We start from the raw sequence: 16,434 nt of genomic DNA, 5'->3' as shown, positions 1-16,434 counted from the left end.
TGCGGCGCCCTACAGCGTCAACGTCGCCGCATGCGGCTGGCCGTCGTCCACCAACTGGATCTCAATGCCGGGCTGCACGGCGCCGTCCACCGTCAGGCCCGGCGCGCCTGCGCGCTGGATCGCGATGGTGTACACGCTGGCGCCGTAGCGGTAGGTCAGCGTGTAGCCCGGCCAGGCGGCCGGAATGCGCGGCGCCAGCGACAGCTTGTCGGCCGTGCGCGTCAGGCCCAGCAGCGACTCCAGGATCAGGCGGTACATCCAGCCTGAGGAACCGGTATACCAGCTCCACCCGCCGCGCCCCACGTGCGGCGACACCGCGTACACGTCGGCCGTCACCACGTAAGGCTCCACCTTGTACACCGCGCTCGATTCCGGCGTGCTGCCGTGCTGCACCGGATTAATCATGCGCATCAGCTCCCAGGCCTTTTCGACGTCGCCCATCCTGGCGAACGCCATCACGGTCCAGATGGCGGCGTGGGTGTACTGGCCGCCGTTCTCGCGCACGCCCGGCACGTAGCCCCGGATGTAGCCGGGATTCAGGTCGGCCTTGTCGAACGGCGGATCGAGCAGCTGGATCAGCCCGAAGTCGCGCCGCACCAGGCGCTGGTCGACCTGCGCCATGGCGCCGTGCACGCGCTCCTTGCTGGCCGCGCCGGACAGGATGCCCCAGCTCTGCGAGATCGAATCGATCTGGCATTCCTCGTTCTCGTGCGAGCCGAGCGGCGTGCCGTCGTCGAAGTAGGCGCGCCGGTACCACTGGCCGTCCCACGCGTTCTGCTCCACGTTGGCCGCCAGCTTGCGGGCCTCCTCGCGGCACTCCGCCGCGAACGCCGCGCCGTCGTGGCGATCGGCCACCTCGGCGAAGCGCTGCAGCACTTCGTACAGGAAGAAGGCCAGCCACACGCTCTCGCCCTTGCCCTCCTCGCCCACCTTGTCCATGCCGTCGTTCCAGTCGCAGGAGCCGATCAGGGGCAGGCCGTGCACGCCGAAGCGCAAGCCGTTGCGGATGGCGCGCACGCAGTGCTCGTACACGCTGCCGGTGACGGCCGAACGGGTCGGCATGTCGTAATAGGAATCCTCTTCCGGCTTGACCGGGCGTCCTTCAAGGAAGTGCACCACCTCGTCCAGCACGCTCTGGTCGCCGGTGGTGGCGACGTAGCGCGCCACGCCCAGCGGCAGCCACAGGTAGTCGTCCGAGCAGTGGGTGCGCACGCCGCGGTCCGACGGCGGATGCCACCAGTGCTGCACGTCGCCTTCCACGAACTGGTGCGCGCAGCACAGCACGATATGGTCGCGCAGCAGCTGCGGTTCGGTGTGCACCATGGCCATCGCGTCCTGCAGCTGGTCGCGGAAGCCGAATGCGCCGCCGGACTGGTAGTAGCCGCTGCGCGCCCACATGCGGCAGGCGATGGTCTGGTACATCAGCCAGCCGTTGGCGATCACGTCCAGCGCTGCTTCCGGCGTGGCGATCTGCACCGCGCCCAGCGTTTTGTGCCAGTGCGCGCGCACCGCTTCCAGCGTATCGCGCGCGGCGGCCCGGCCGCCGTGCTTCTGCACCATGCTGGAGGCGTCGGCATTGCGGCGTCCGCCCAGTCCCAGCAGGAACACGATCTCGCGCTCCTGGCCCGGCAGCAGGTCGAACGGCACCTGGATGGCGGCGCAGCTGTCGAGCGCCGTGCCCACCTTGCCGGACAGGCGCACCCGGTGCAGCGCTTGCGGATCGGCCAGCGTGCCGTTGCGGCCCAGGAACTCGGTGCGGTCGGCCGTCACCGAGCGGGTGGCGGCGTCGGCGTTGAAGAAGGCCACCCGGCCCGAGAACTCGGTGTTGTACGGGTTGCGCGCGAACAGCGCGCCGCTGATCGGATCGAGCTCGGTGATGATGTGCATGCCGGACTTGGAGCGCATGTCGCCCAGCACCCACTCGACATAGCCGGTGGCCGACAGCCTGCGCGGCACCTGCGAGTCGTTGCGCACCTTGAGCACGGTGTAGCGCAGCGGCGCATCGAGCGCCACGTAGGTGGTCAGCTCGGTGGCGATGCCGGCCTCGGTGTGCTCGAAAGTGCTGTAGCCGAAGCCGTGGCGGGTGACGTAGTCGCCGCTGCCGCGCGCCGGCAAGGCGGTGGGCGACCAGAAGCGCCCGCTCTGTTCGTCGCGCAGGTAGAACGCCTCGCCGCTGCCGTCGGACACCGGGTCGTTGTGCCACGGCGTGAGGCGGAATTCGTGCGCATTCTCCTGCCAGGTGTAGGCCTGGCCGCTCTCGGAGATGACGCTGCCGAACTGCGGGTTGGCCAGCACGTTGGACCACGGCGCGGGCGTGCGCTGGCCCTCGCTGGTGACGATCACGTATTCGCTGCCGTCGGCCGAGAAGCCGCCGATGCCGTTGGCCAGCTGCAGCCCCTGCGGGCTGTGCAGGTGCGGGCCGGCCTCGTCGTACTCGCCGCGCGGGTCCGCCATCAGCGGCGGCATGCGCAGCGGCGCCGGGCCGGGGCGCTTGAGCTGCTCGGCCAGGGTGCCGCGGTCGTCGCTGATGATGACGCGCGCCACCGATTGCAGCAGGATGCGGTCCTCCGGCGCGATCTGCTCGCCCATGCGCACGAAGATGCCGCCCGGGCGGTCGATGGCCTGGGCGTCGATGCCGGAGGCGATCAGGCCCATGATCTGGTCCTGCAGCGCCTGCCGGTAGCCGGACAGGTCCTCGTACCAGATCACCAGGTCCACCACCAGGCCCTTCAGGCGCCAATAGGCGTGCGCCTGCACCATCTGGCGCGCCAGCTCGATGTTGGCCGGGTCGCGGATCTGCAGCAGCACGATGGGCAGGTCGCCGGAGATGGCGTAGGCCCACAGGCCGGACTGGCCGCGCTGGTTCTTGCTCAGGATGCCGGCGTCGGCGCGCAGCGACGCGTTCGGATAGATCACGTTGTTGGCCAGGCGGCCGTACAGCTGCGCGTCGGTTTCGCTGGCGTTCAGCTGGCGCAGCACCACCTGGCTGTGGGTCCAGGCCAGCTCGAACACGCGGTCGGCCAGGTGGCGGTCCTGGTACTTGTCGATCAGGTGCAGCGCCGACTCGCGCGTGTCGGTCATGCCGGTGACGATATCGACCGTGGCCGATTCGTCCGGCTCCAGCACGATCTGGTAGCGGATCGACACGATAGGGTCCAGCACCGAGCCTTCGGCGCCGCTCAGCGGACCGGGCTCGAGCATGGCGCGCGGCGCGATGGCGGTGTTGCCGCGGCCGATGAAGCGCGCGCGGTCGGTTTCATAGGAAACGTTGCTGATGGCCGCGTCGTGCAAGGTCATCAGGTGCAGCATGTAGGGCATGTGCTCTTCCTTGCCGCGCGGGCGGCGCGTGCACAGGATGGCCGTTTCCTGCGGCAGGATTTCGGTCTGCACGAACAGCTTGGAGAAGGCTGGGTGGGCCGCGTCGGCCGGGGCCGGCGCCATCACCACTTCGGCAAAGCTGGTCACCTCGATGGTGCGGCGGCGGTCGGACTTGTTGGTGATGCGGGTGCGCCGCATCTCGATATCGTCCTCCGGCGACACCACGATCTCGGTGTACAGCTCCAGGTCGCGGTCGCTGCGCCGGAACTCGGCCCGCCCTTCCGAGAAGATCACTTCATACTTGCGCGGCTCGGCCAGCGTGGGCTGGTAGGTGGTGGACCAGTAGGTGCCGTCGTCCAGGTCGCGCACATAGCAGAAGTTGCCCCAGTTGTCGCGCGTGCTGTCCTCGCGCCAGCGCGTCACGGACAAGTCCTTCCAGCGGCTGTAGCTGCCGCCGGCGCTGGTCACCATCACGTGGTAGCGGCCGTTCGACAGCAGCTGGGTTTCCGGCACCGGCGCGTTGGGCTGGGTCAGGATGCGCATCGGCAGCGCCTGCTCCTGCGCCACCGTGCGGATGGCGGCCTGCTCGGCGGTGTTGGAGTAGAAGGCGCCGGCCTGCGGGCTGCGCTCCTGCAGCACCAGCAAGGTCGATTGCAGCAGCGGATCGGCCTCGAAGCGGCGCTGCATCGGCCGGTCGTGCAGCAGGTAGCTCAGCGACAGCAGGCCCATGCCCTGGTGGTGCACCATGAAGGAGCGGATCACCGCATGGTTCTGGCCGCGCGGCAGGCGCGCGGCCGTGTAGTCGACCGCCTCGTAGAAGCCATAGCGGCCCATGAAGCCCAGGCCGGCCATTTTCTGCAGGTTGGCGCAGGACGCTTCCGGATGCACCATCAGCCCCATCATGCTGGCGTACGGCGCCACCACCAGGTCGTCGGCCAGGCCGCGCTTCAGGCCCAGGCCCGGCACGCCAAAGGCGCGGTACTGGTAGTTGAGCGCCGCGTCCACCGTGTTGTAGCCGGACTCGGAGATCCCCCACGGCACGCTGCGCTGCTTGCCGTAGTCGATCTGCGCGCCGATCACGGAATTGTAGGTCTGGTCCAGCAAGGTGCTGGGGTAGTTCGGCATCACCAGCAGCGGCATCAGGTACTCGAACATGGAACCGCTCCACGACAGCAGCACCGGCTTCCCGCCCAGCATGCACAGCTGGCGTCCCAGCGCGAACCAGTGCTCCTGCGGCAGCTGGCCCTGGGCGATGGCGACGAAGCTGGCCAGCCGCACTTCGGAAGCGAGCAGGTCGTAATAGCTGGCGTCCAGCCGGCGCTCGGTGACGTTGTAGCCGATGGCCAGCAAATTGGTGGTGGGGTTGAACAGGAAGCCGTATTCCACCTGGGCGAACTCCTGCGCCTGGCGCGCCAGCTGGACCAGCTTGTCGATGCGCTGGCGCGCCTGCGCGGCGCCCTGCGCCACCAGCGAGCCCAGCTGCTGCTGCCGTTCGCGTTCGCCCGGCGCCAGGTCGGCCTGCGCGTAGCCCTGCGCGCCCTGCGGCATGGCGGCCAGCTCGCGCAGCGTGGGGATGCGCAGCAGGTTGGCGTCGAACACTTCGCCCGCCGTCACCCACGGCGCCAGCAGCAGCAGGTCGTCCAGCGCGGCCTTGCACTGCACCGCCAGCGCGGCGGCCCACATCTGCGCGGTGGCCTCGCCCGGCTGATAGGCCGCGCTGGCGGCAGCGGCGCGCTTGAGCCAGGCGTGCAGCTCGATCAGGTTGGCCGGATACAGGGGACGCAGCGGCGCCAGCTCTTTTTGCAGCTGGATCAGCTCGTCCGGCACGTCGACGCCGCCGCCCGGCACCTGGGCCACGGCCTCCATCAGCACCAGGATGGAAGTGCCGATGCCGTCGACCACCTGCGGTGCGACGATGGGCTGGTCGGCCAGTTCCAGCAGCCCTTGCTGCAGGGTGAGCAAGTGGCCCGCCAGGTTGCCGCTGTCGACCGTTGAAATATAGATCGGGTACAGCGGCTTCATGGTCAGCGTGTCGTACCAGTTGTAGAAGTGGCCCTGGTGGCGGTCCAGCCTGGCCATCGCGTCCAGCGTGCCGGCGGTGCGCGCCACCAGCTGCGCGCCGCTGATGTAGCCGAAGTCGTGCGCCGACAGGTTGGCCAGCAGCGCCATGCCCATATTGGTAGGCGAGGTGCGGTGCGCGATGACCTGCACCGGATGCTCCTGCATATTATCGGGCGGCAGCCAGTTGTCCTCGGGGCCGACGAAGGTGTCGAAGTAAGCCCAGGTTTTGCGCGCCAGCATATGCAGGAAGGTGTTCTGCTCGGGGCTGAGCGCGGCCTGCTCGCGGCGCAGCGGCTGGCTGATCCACCACGCCACCACGGGCGCGGCCAGCCAGCCGGCCAGGAACAGCAGCGCGGCGGCGAAGGACTGCGGCCGCCAGGCCAGCAGCGCCACGCCGGCCACCAGCGCCAGCGTGGGCGAGGCCCACATGGTGCGCCAGTAGTCGGCCAGTTCGTTGCCCGAATGCTTGCCCTGCTGGCTAAGCGCCGAGGCGCGCCACTGCAGCATGCGGCGCTTGGACACCGTCATGCGCCACAGGGTGCGGACGATGGCGTCCAGGCCGAAGAAGGATTCATAGGGCAGGAACACCAGTGTCAGCAGCGCGTGCGAGAACTGCATGCCGCTGCGGCGCGCGGTGGCGTTCACATGCTGCGTCCACAGCGTGTCGCGCGGCTTGTGCGCCAGGTCGTACAGCGAACTGGCCAGCGGCGGCACGAAGATCACCGCCAGCACGGCCAGGGTCCAGAACCACGGGTTGGGCAGCGCGCTCCAGGCCAGCAGCAGCGACAAGGTCAGCACCGGCGCCACCAGGCTGCGGCGCAGGTTGTCGAACAGCTTCCAGCGCGACAGCGCCGACAGCGGATTGCGTTCGCGCTGGCCGCCGCGCAGCGGCACCTTGCCCACCACCCAGGACAGCAGCTGCCAGTCGCCGCGCATCCAGCGCTGGCGGCGGCTGATGTCGTCGCTGTAGCGGGCCGGATACTGTTCGTACAGCTGCGCGTCGCTCAGCAGGCCGGCGCGCAGGTAGCAGCCTTCCAGCAGGTCGTGGCTGAGGATGCGGTTGTCCGGCAGGCGCGCGCCGAGCACGCGCTCGAACACGTCCACGTCGTAGATGCCCTTGCCGATGAAGGAGCCTTCGTAGAACACGTCCTGGTAGACGTCGGACACGGTGCGGGTGTAGGGGTCGATGCCCGGCTCGCCGCCGCACAGCTTCTCGTAGCGCGAGGCCTGCTCGCTGGGCAGGCTGACCGCCACGCGCGGCTGCAGGATGCCGTAGCCTTCGGTGACGCGGTTGCGGCGCGGGTCGATCACGGGGCGGTTCAGCGGGTGCTGCATGGTGGCCACGAACTGGCGCGCGGCGTCGCGCGGCAGCTGGGTGTCGGTGTCGAGCGTGATGACGTACTTGAAGGTTTCCAGGTCGCTGGTGTCGCCCACCACCAGCGCGAAGCGGTCGCGCGCGCCGCCGCGCAGGAAGCGGTTCAGGTCTTCCAGCTTGCCGCGCTTGCGCTCGCGGCCCATCCACGCGTTCTCGGCGGCGTTCCACAGGCGCGGCCGGTGCAGCAGCAGGAAGGGGCCGGCCGGCGCGTTGCCCTGCGGGCCGGCCGTGACTGCCGCGCCGCGCGGCGTGGTGTCGGCGCCGGCCGTATACAGCTCGTTGAGGCGGCGGATTTCCTCCTGCGCCTGCTGCAGCAGCGCGGCGTCGCCCGGCAGCGCTTCTTCCTTGGCGTCGGCAAAGTCGGTCAGCAGGCAGAAGCGCAGATTGATGTCGCGGTTGGCCAGGAAGCGCACTTCCAGCTGTTCGCACAGTTCGGCCACGTTCTCCTTGCTGTAGATCAGCGTGGGCACCACCACCAGCGCGCGCGCGTCGGACGGAATGCCCTGCTTGTAGTCCATGCGCGGCAGGGGGTTGGGCCGCGTCAGCAGGGTGGCGGCCCAGTTCACCAGCGCCAGCGCCAGCTGGCTGCTGCACAGCACGGCAAGCAGAGCCAGCACGGCCAGCTGCCAGCCCTCCACGCCCTGGTTGCCTGCGCGTTCCACCAGCAGGCCGGAAATGACCACCGTGATGGCGGCGATCGCGCCCAGGTAGGAAGTGAGCGGCGAGGCGCGCGTGGTGCGCTGGAGCGACGCCAGCGGCGGCAGGCGCACGCCGGCCTGCCGCTCCAGCATCAGCACGCCGCGCCCCACCAGGTAGTAGCCGATGTGGGCGTGGCGCGGGTCCGCGCCGTCGCGCCGCGCGCTGGCCAGCTGCAGCGCCATCACGGCGATCTCGGACTCGCTGTGCGGCGAGCGCTTGGCCAGCTTCTCGATCACGTGGCGATACTGGTCGCGGGTGGCAAAGTCCATTTCGCCGTAGATGTCGGCCGGGTCCAGGCGCAGCGTCTGTTCCACCGCGCTCATGGTTTCAACGAACTCCTGCCAGTCCATGGTGCCGAGGAAGCGCAGGCTGCCGATGCTGTTGGCGATGGAGACCTGCTCGGCGGCCTGGTGCTGGATCTCGGTCTGGATCTGCTGCTCGATGGTCTGGCCCGATTCGGCCAGGCGGTGCGTGATCCACGTCAGCGCCAGGGTCAGGGTGGCGCTCTGGCCCTGCAGGCGGCGCGCCAGTTCGGCCACGAAGCCGCTGGTGATGGGCGGATTGGAGCGCGCCATGTCGGCCACCAGCAGGATCAGCCCGCTCGGGTTCTTGTCGGCGATCTCCATCATCTGGTCGGCCCAGTTGTTGGCCAGGTCGCGCTCGATGCGGTTCTCGGCCACGCGCGCGGCCACCCGGCGCAGGTTCTCGATCAGCGCCAGGCGCAGCATGATGGGGATGGCCCACAGTTCGCCCAGCTTCAGCGTGGACACTTCCTGGTAGGCGTCGACGAAGCGGCACAGGCTTTCGGGATCGACGCGGCCGTCGCCGTGGGCGATGATTTCCAGCGCGATCTGGTACACGCGCGGCGTGCCGTCCGGCGCGCCCCTGGCCAGGCGCGGCAGCTCCTTGCTGTAGTCCTTGGGCAGGTGGCGCCGCGCGGTGCGGATCTGTTCTTCGATCAGGTAGGAGTTGTCCAGCAGCCACTCGGATGCGGGGGTGATCTGGCGCGAATTCTTGACCGCGTCGGTCAGCTCGTCGCAGGTCTGGGCGATCACCTCGGCGTTTTCCGCCAGGCGCGCCAGCAGGCGGTCCGGGCCGCCGCGCTTGCTCAGTTCATGGGTTTCGGCCAGCGTCTTGCCGTGGGCCGCCATCTGCTGCGCGCTGAACAATTCCGCGCGCAACGGGGAATCGTCATCCTGCGCACCGTCCTGCAACGCTCCGGCGCTAACCTCACGGAAACCTATCGTCGCACTTGGCAACAGTATCGGATGTTCGTTCAACTTGGACCTCGCAATCTACCCTGACAAGCATTGTCAAGTATGGTCCAAGCAATGTTACGGAGGCGCACGACAGGTGACGGTGCGCTGACGTACAGAAATCCTTACATGGCTGAACAACCGGGCAGGAAGCCGCCTTGCTTCAGGCTGGGCAACACAGCATTCCGGGTGTCAATGACGCAAGCGCTCACGCCGCCAGCGGCAGCGCCGCCGTTGGCACCATGCCCAGCGCCATGCCGCCGGCCAGGTCGTAGGCCTGCGCATAACCGAGGCGGCGCAGGCATTGCGCGGCCCTGGTGCTGCGGTTGCCGCTGCGGCAGAAGAAGACCAGCGGCACCGGCGCCGCCATCCAGGCCGGGATCTGGCCCGCCAGCTGCCCCAGCGGCACGCTGACCACCTGGCCCCCCGACAGCGCGAGCGGCTCGCCGACCAAGTGTTCATGACTTTCGCGCACGTCGACCAGCATGGCGTCCGGATGGCGCCGCAGCAGGTCCTGCAACGCGGCCGGATCCAGGTGCAGATCGGCCGGCGGCAGGCCATCGGCAGGCGCCTGCGCCTGCAGGCTGCTGCAGAAGGGCTGTTGCGCGTCGCTGGCGGCGCACAGCAAGGTATCGGCGCCGACCAGGCCGGCCAGCCGCTGCGGCGCCAGCGCACCGATAAACGCATGGCGCGCGGCCGATGCCGGCAAGGCGCCGTTTACCGCGTGGCCCAGCAAATACACCGCCTGCCCATCGATCAGCACGCGGCGCAGCAATTGGCCGCCCAGCGCCAGCTGCTCGCCATTGCCGGCGGCATCGGCGTCAGCGCGGCCGGCGCGCCAGCCGAACGCGTCCGCTCCCGGCGCCAGGGTCAGCGCCCGCGACAGCGTGGCCAGGCCGGCGCCCGGCGCGGTGCCCAACACCGCAGCCGCGCGGTAGCCCAGGCCGCGCACGTGGGCCAGGATGCGTTCGGAAAATTCCGGTTGCGGATCGATCACCACGCAACTGCGGCTGGCCGCGTCGTGCACCAGCCAGCTGCAGGCGCCGCCGCTGCCCAGCTGCAGCACGCCGTCCTGCGCCGGCAGGCTGCCGCCCTGCGCGATCAAGCCGCTGGCGCGCAGCGCGGCGCCGCAACGCTCGATGCGTTCACAGGCGCGCGTGATGCAAGCCTCGTCCGCCAGCGGGCCGAAAGACATGCGGATGGCGCTGGCGGCGCGCCAGTCCGGCACGCCCATCGCCTGCAGCACATAACTGGGGGCGGCCTTGGCCGCTGAACACGCGCTGCCCGCACTGACGCGCACGCCGGCCGCATCGAATACATCCATCAGCTCCTTGCTGGACAGGCCGGGCACGGAGAAATTGAGCGTGGTCGGCAGCGCGTGCTCGAAGGGGGCGTTGAACACCACGCCCGGCAGCGCGCGGCGCAGGCTGGCCGCCAGGCGCTCGCGGAAGGTGCACAGCACGTCGTGCGGACGGAACACGCCGCCCTGCTCAAGCGCCGCCAGCACCGCGTCCAGCGCGGCCACGCCGGCCATGTTCTCGGTGCCGGAGCGCTGCGCCGACTCCTGCCCGCCGCCCACGATCAGCGGCGTGAAAGGCGCGCCCTGGCGCACGTACAGCATGCCGATCCCTTTGGGCGCATACAGCTTGTGGCCGGAGAACGGCGCATAGTCGATGCGGCTGCGCGCCAGGCGCAGGCGGAACTTGCCCAGCGCCTGCACGCAGTCCACCATCCAGTACGCGCCGCAGCCGGTTTCCTCCAGCAGCCCCTCGATGCCGGCAATGTCCGACAGCACCCCGGTTTCATTGTTGGCGGCCATGGTGCACAGCATGGCCGTCTGCGGCAACACGGCGCGCAGGGCCGGCAGGTCGTGCCGGCCGTCGCTGTCGACCGGCAGCTTGCTCAGTGCCAGATTCAGTCCCAGCAGGCGGTTCCAGTGCGCCAGCGCTTCCGGCACGGCCTTGTGCTCGGTGGCGCCGTACACCAGCAGCGAGCCGATGGCCTGGCCCGCGTCGCGGCGCTCGCGCAGCGCGCACAGCGCCGACAGCACGGCGGTCTGGATGCCCTCGGTGGCGCCACTGTTGAACATCAGGCTGCCCTGCTCCACGCCCAGCAAGCGCAGCGCGCGCTGGCGGGCGCCGTCCAGCAGCGCCCTGGCCTGCAGGCCGGTGGTGTGGCTGCTGCTGGGGTTGCCGTAGCAGTCTTCCATGGCGCGCACGGCGGCGGCAATGGCGGCGGGCATAACAGGGCTGGTGGCGTTGCCGTCGAGGTAGATTTCTGGAGTCATGATGAAGCCGTGTGCGGGATGGCGGATACTCAACAGCTTACGCACAGGCGCCGAATCATATATTCCAAAATCACACTGCAAAGGCGCATAATATGGGATGAATATGCTATGTTTTATCAAATAATAGAATGAACCAGCTAGACCGTTATGATTACGCCATCCTGGGCGCCCTGCAGCTGGACGGCACGCTGTCGATTGCCGACCTGGCCGAGAAGGTCGGCCTGTCCAGCACGCCCTGCTGGAAACGCCTGAAGCGGCTGGAGGAGGAAGGCTATATCGACAAGCGCGTGGCCATCGTCAACCGGCGCAAGGCCGGGCTGGGCGTGACCGTGTTCGTCAGCGTGCGCACCAGCCAGCACGACGAGAAATGGCTGGCGCGCTTTGCCGCCGCCGTGCAGGCGCTGCCGGAGGTGCTGGAATTGCACCGCATGAGCGGCGACATCGACTACCTGCTCAAGGTGGTCACCACCGACATCGAAGGCTATGACCGTTTTTACAAGAAGCTGATCAAGGCCGTGCAATTGACCGGGGTGTCGTCCGCTTTCTCCATGGAACAGATAAAATTCACTACTGAATTACCTCTGCACCTCGTCTCCCACGGATTGCCTACATGAACTTTTTAGCTTCGCTGCTGCCCGCGCCCAGCCACACCAGCTTCCGCGAGCGCGCCCGCGCCTGCAGCGGCGCCATCCTCGCGCTGCTGATCACCGGCCTGCTGTGCCGCTACCTGCTGCCCAATGAACCGTCGCACATCTTCCTGGTCGGCCCCATGGGCGCCTCGGCCGTGCTGCTGTTCTGCCTGCCGGCCAGTCCGCTGGCCCAGCCCTGGTCCGTCATCGGCGGCAATGTGGTGTGCGGCCTGGTGGGCGCGGCCTGCGTGCGCTGGCTGGGGGACTCGGTGCCGGTGGCCGCGCTGGCGGTGGCGCTGGCGATCGGCGCCATGTTCGTGCTGCGCTGCCTGCATCCGCCCGGCGGCGCGGTCGCGCTGACGGTGGTGATGGGCGGTCCGGCAATCCACGCCGCCGGCTTCGAGTTCCCGCTGGTGACGGTGCTGATCAATTCCGCCATGATGGTGGTGGTGGCGATCGTCTACAACAACCTCACCGGCCGCCGCTACCCGCACCTGCAGCAGCCGGCGCACACCAATCCGCACGCCACGCAGGACCCGGTACCCACCTTGCGCCTGGGCTTCAAGCCGGAAGACCTGGACGCGGTGCTCAAGCAGTACAACCAGGTGCTCGACGTCAGCCGCGACGACCTGGAAGAGATCTTCCTGAAAACCGAGATGCGCGCCTACCAGCGCCGCTTCGGCGTGATCTCCTGCGGCGACATCATGTCCAAGGACGTGGCGACGGCCGAATTCGGCACCGCGCTGGAAACGGCCTGGCGCGACATGCGCGCGCGCAAGGTGGCCGCGCTGCCGGTGCTGAACCGCGCGCGGCGCGTGATCGGCATCGTGACGCAGACCGACTTCCTCGACCACAGCGGGCTGGACGACTACCATACCGTGACCCAGAAACTGCGCCGCTTCCTGCGCCGCACCGGCGTGACGCACACCGAAAAGGCCGAAGTGGTGGGCCAGATCATGACCACCAAGCCGGCGCTGGCCACGCTGGCCACGCCCATCATCGACCTGGTGCCGCTGATGGCGGACGCCGGCTTCCACCACATTCCGGTGGTGGACGAGGAACAGCGCTTCGCCGGCATCGTCACCCAGTCCGACCTGGTGGCGGCCTTGTACGAGTCGCGTCTGGCCCACTAGCTTTCCCACTTCACCCAACCTAGGAAAACGCCGCATGAACCTCCGCATCAAGCCCGCAGCGCTGGCCACCGCCATGCTGCTCGCCGTGGCGCCGCTGGCACACAATGCCAGCGCAGCTGCCGCAGCCGCCCCCGCCAGCAGCACGGCAACCGCGCCGCAAAAACGCCTGCTGGCCCTGGCCGACGAATACTACGACGCGGTGGCGCGCTTCGATCCGATGAACGCCACCGCCAGCGGCAACAACCGCTACGACGACCAGATCGGCCTGACCATCTCGCCGCAGCGGCGCGAACGGCAGTTCGCCCTGTACCGCCAGTACGCCAAGCGCCTGCACGCCATCCCGCGCGCGCAGCTGGGCCGCGAGGACCGCATCAGCTATGACATCCTGGACTTCGAACTGAAGGCGCTGCTGTCGCTGGCGCCCTTCCCCGACCACCTGCTGCCGCTGGAGCAAATGAGCAGCATGCCGGTAATGCTGGCCAACCTGGCCAGCGGCGACGGCCCGCAGCCGATCGGCACCGTGAAGGAATACGAAGCCTATCTGAGCCGGCTGCAGCAGCTGCCGGGCTGGATCGACCAGGCCATCGTCAACATGCGGGAGGGCATGCGCAAGGGCGTGGTGCAGCCCAAGGCCCTGATGGCCTCCCTGCTGCCGCAACTGAAATCGCTGGCCGCCGCCGGCGCCGACACCAGCGCCTACGCCGCCCCGGTGAAGAAGCTGCCCGGCGCCGCCTTCGCCGACGCCGACAAGCAGCGCCTGGCCGCCGCCTACCGCGACGCGGTGGGCGCCAAGGTGCTGCCGGCGCTGGCGCGCCTGGCCGCCTTCATCGAAACCGACTACCTGCCGGCCTGCCGCGACACGGCCGGCTACGGCGCGCTGCCGAACGGCGCGGCCTGGTACCAGGCCTACGTGGCGCTGCAAACCACCACCGCGCTCAAGCCGGACGAGGTGCACGCCATCGGCCTGCAGGAAGTGGCGCGCATCCAGCAGCAGATGGAAGCGGTGGGTGGCAAGCTGGGCTACACCGGCCCGGCGGCCGGCCTGCCGCTGTGGGTGTCGAAGCAGCCGCAATTCTCCCCCTTCAAGACCGACGCCGACGTGCAGGCCGTGTTCCACCAGCTGAACGCCCAGCTCGACAGCAAGCTGCCGGCCATGTTCTCCGTGCTGCCGAAAGCCAAGCTGGACCTGCAGCTGGAACCGGCGCTGACGCGCGCCACCGCCGCCAACCACTATACCGCGCCGTCCACCGACGGCAGCCGCCCCGGCGTGTTCTGGTCGGTGGTAAACGACGCCACCAAGTACAACGCCACCGGCATGACCACGCTGTATCTGCACGAGGGCAAGCCGGGCCACCACTTCCACCTGGCGCGCATGCCGGAACTGGCGATGCCGGACTTCCGCAAGTTCGGCGGCAACAACGCCTACACCGAGGGCTGGGCGCTGTATGCGGAATCGCTGGGCAACGAGATGGGCGTGTTCGACGATCCGGCGCAATACTTCGGCCACCTGAACGCGGCGCTGTTCCGCTCGGCGCGCCTGGTGGTGGACACCGGCCTGCACGCCAAAGGCTGGACCCGCGAGCAGGCCATCGCCTACATGCGCGACACGCTGGGCTTCGAAGGCCGCGCCAAAAGCGAGACGGAACGCTACATGGCATGGCCGGGCCAGGCGCTGGGCTACAAGATCGGCCAGTTGCGCATCAGTGCGCTGCGCGAACGCGCCGAAAAGGCGCTGGGCCCGAGATTCAATCTGCCCGCCTTCCACGAGGTGGTGCTGGGCGACGGCACCGTGCCGCTCAGCCTGCTGGAAGCCAAGGTCGATCAATGGATCGCCGAGACCAAATAATTCAGAAAGACACACCACGATGAACAACCGCCACATCCTCGCCACGATGGCCGCCGCCACCGCCCTGGCCTTCGCGCCGGCCCATGCCGCCCCCGCCACCGACCAGATCCCCGCCGTCAGCGCGCCCGCCGCCAAGCAGCAGTTCAGCACCCTGGCGGACGACTACTACACCGCGCTGGCGCGCTACGAGCCGGTGAACGCCACCCAGAACGGCGACAACCGCTTCGACGACCAGATCGGCATGAGCATCTCGCCCGCCGTGCGCGCCAGGCAGTTCGCGCTGTACCACGGCTACCGGAAACGCCTGCAAGCCATCCCCCGCGCTCAGCTCAGCCGCAGCGACAGGATCCACTACGACGTGCTGGCCTTCGAGCTGAAAACCCTGCTCTCGTTCGAGAAATTCCCCGAGCACCTGCTGCCGCTGAACCAGATGGACAGCATGCCCGTCACGCTGGCCAACTTCGCCGGCGGCGAAGCGTCGCAGCCGATCGGCACCGTGAAGGAATACGAGGCCTACCTGAACCGCCTGACGCAGCTGCCGGCGTGGATAGACCAGGCCATCGCCAATATGCGCGAGGGCATGGCCAAGCGCGTGGTGCTGCCGAAGGCGCTGGTGGAATCGGCCCTGCCGCAGTTCAAGAAGCTGCCGAGCGCCACGCCGGAAGCGAGCATCTACTACACCGCCATCAACAAGCTGCCGGCGACCTTCGCGGACGCGGACAAGCAGCGCCTGAGCGCCGCCTACAAGGACGCCATCGCCAAGCTCAATCCGGCGCTGGAGCGCCTGGCCACGTTCATGGAAGCCGACTACCTGCCGGCCGCGCGCACCAGTTCAGGCTGGAGCGCCCTGCCCCAAGGCAAGGAGTGGTACCTGGCGGCGGTGGCCTCGTCCACCACCACGAACCTGAAGCCGGAACAGATCCACGCCATCGGCCTGAAGGAAGTGGCGCGCATCCAGCAGCAGTTCGCCGTGCTGGGACCGAAGCTGGGCTACAACGGCCCGGCGGCAGGATTGCCGGTGTGGGTGTCCGGGCAGCCGAAGTTCTACCCGTTCAAGACGGAGGACGAAGTGCAGGCCGTGTACCACAAGCTGAACGACCTGCTGGACACCAAGCTGCCGGCCATGTTCACGCTGGTGCCGAAGGCCAGGCTGGACCTGCGCCTGGAGCCCGAGCTGAGCCGCGCCACCGCCGCCGACCACTACACCGCGCCGGCCGGCGACGGTTCGCGACCCGGCGTGTTCTGGTCGGTGGTGAACGACCCGGCCAAGTACGGCAGCACCGGCATGAACACGCTGTTCCTGCACGAAGGCAAACCCGGCCACCACTTCCACATCGCGCTGACGCAGGAGCTGGACCAGCCGCTGTTCCGCAAATACGGCGGCAACAATGCCTTCACCGAAGGCTGGGCGCTGTACGCTGAAACGCTGGGCCAGGAAATGGGTTTGTTCGACGATCCGGCGCAATACTTCGGCCACCTGAACGACGAGCTGCTGCGCGCCACCCGCCTGGTGGTGGACACCGGCCTGCACGCCAAGGGCTGGACCCGCGAGCAAACCATCAAGTACATGCGCGACACGCTGGGCTACGACGCGGTGGCCAAGAGCGAGACCGAGCGCTACATGGCGTGGCCGGGCCAGGCGCTGGGCTACAAGATCGGCTCGCTGAAAATCGTGGAACTGCGCCAGCGCGCGCAGAAGGCGCTGGGCGACAAATTCAGCCTGCCGAAGTTCCACGAGATCGTGCTGGGCGACGGCACCGTGCCGCTCAGCCTGCTGGAAGCCAAAGTGGACCGCTGGATCGCCGAGTCGAAATAGGCGCCGCCGCTGCG

Annotated in this window: 6 protein-coding genes; 4 read left to right on the top strand and 2 right to left on the bottom strand. The window is 68.6% G+C overall.

The genetic code is table 11. From position 1 onward, the window contains the following. Positions 1-9: 9 nt before the first annotated feature. Together ASD15_RS12655 and ASD15_RS12650 are read right to left on the bottom strand one after the other, a co-directional pair. On the bottom strand, positions 10-8,604 hold the full coding sequence (locus tag ASD15_RS12655; protein WP_229418169.1) for a GH36-type glycosyl hydrolase domain-containing protein: 8,595 nt from the start codon (positions 8,602-8,604) through the stop codon (positions 10-12). Positions 8,605-8,917: 313 nt separating this feature from the next. Continuing rightward, positions 8,918-10,996: an aminotransferase class V-fold PLP-dependent enzyme gene (locus ASD15_RS12650; protein ID WP_057155381.1), complete on the bottom strand. Its 2,079-nt coding sequence runs from the start codon at positions 10,994-10,996 to the stop codon at positions 8,918-8,920. A gap of 128 nt (positions 10,997-11,124) precedes the next feature. On the opposite strand from ASD15_RS12650, the gene ASD15_RS12645 reads away from it, so the two are divergent. From ASD15_RS12645 to ASD15_RS12630, 4 genes are read left to right on the top strand one after another with little or no spacing between them, the layout of a single operon-like run. Then, complete coding sequence (locus ASD15_RS12645) at positions 11,125-11,610, top strand: Lrp/AsnC family transcriptional regulator (RefSeq protein ID WP_057155347.1); 486 nt, start codon at positions 11,125-11,127, stop codon at positions 11,608-11,610. Beyond that, positions 11,607-12,758, top strand: coding sequence for an HPP family protein (locus ASD15_RS12640; RefSeq protein ID WP_057155346.1), 1,152 nt, complete (start codon positions 11,607-11,609; stop codon positions 12,756-12,758). Before ASD15_RS12645 ends, ASD15_RS12640 begins: the two co-directional genes overlap by 4 nt. A gap of 34 nt (positions 12,759-12,792) precedes the next feature. Further along, positions 12,793-14,604 carry a DUF885 family protein gene (locus tag ASD15_RS12635; RefSeq protein WP_057155345.1) on the top strand — a complete coding sequence of 604 codons (1,812 nt, stop codon included), beginning with the start codon at positions 12,793-12,795 and terminating at the stop codon, positions 14,602-14,604. A gap of 19 nt (positions 14,605-14,623) precedes the next feature. Continuing rightward, positions 14,624-16,420, top strand: a complete 1,797-nt coding sequence (locus ASD15_RS12630; RefSeq protein WP_057155344.1) for a DUF885 family protein — start codon at positions 14,624-14,626, stop codon at positions 16,418-16,420. Positions 16,421-16,434: the final 14 nt, after the last annotated feature.

Source organism: Massilia sp. Root351 (assembly GCF_001425045.1).
In the GTDB taxonomy this organism is placed as follows: domain Bacteria; phylum Pseudomonadota; class Gammaproteobacteria; order Burkholderiales; family Burkholderiaceae_D; genus Rugamonas.
Note: the sequence above shows the minus strand (reverse complement) of the source record. Positions and strands in the feature narration are given on the sequence as shown.

Excerpts from the sequence above, each read along its gene's own strand:
- ASD15_RS12655 (WP_229418169.1), bottom strand. The coding sequence starts at position 8,604 with ATGGCGGCCCACGGCAAGACGCTGGCCGAAACCCATGAACTGAGCAAG.
- ASD15_RS12650 (WP_057155381.1), bottom strand. The coding sequence starts at position 10,996 with ATGACTCCAGAAATCTACCTCGACGGCAACGCCACCAGCCCTGTTATG.
- ASD15_RS12645 (WP_057155347.1), top strand. The coding sequence starts at position 11,125 with ATGAACCAGCTAGACCGTTATGATTACGCCATCCTGGGCGCCCTGCAG.
- ASD15_RS12640 (WP_057155346.1), top strand. The coding sequence starts at position 11,607 with ATGAACTTTTTAGCTTCGCTGCTGCCCGCGCCCAGCCACACCAGCTTC.
- ASD15_RS12635 (WP_057155345.1), top strand. The coding sequence starts at position 12,793 with ATGAACCTCCGCATCAAGCCCGCAGCGCTGGCCACCGCCATGCTGCTC.
- ASD15_RS12630 (WP_057155344.1), top strand. The coding sequence starts at position 14,624 with ATGAACAACCGCCACATCCTCGCCACGATGGCCGCCGCCACCGCCCTG.